A 251-nucleotide genomic window follows, 5' to 3' on the forward strand; every position below is an offset into this window, starting at 1 on the left:
CCTGCATTTCGTTCCATGCGATGCCTGATCCCAGAAGGGGTAGAATTTGACCCAGTCCAAGGGGGCTTCGGTGACCTGGCGTTCCAGCCAGCGGGCGAAATGTTCGGCCTGCGCGGTCAGCGCGGCATCGCGCGTGCCGCGCGGCAGGGTGATGCGGTCGCGGAAGTTCTCGAAGCGCACCGCGTAGCCCGTGCCTTCGTGCAGGCAGGCCCTGGTGTTCACCCGGCCGGCCAGCCCCCAGGCGAGTACAT

General features: G+C 66.9%; 1 pseudogene. It reads right to left on the bottom strand.

Annotated features, from left to right (window positions below):
• Positions 1-251, bottom strand: a pseudogene (locus ACQG3P_RS21015) (acyltransferase); the annotation flags it as partial.

The organism is Stenotrophomonas sp. SrG (assembly GCF_050031795.1).
GTDB classification, from domain to species: Bacteria; Pseudomonadota; Gammaproteobacteria; order Xanthomonadales; family Xanthomonadaceae; genus Stenotrophomonas; species Stenotrophomonas rhizophila_A.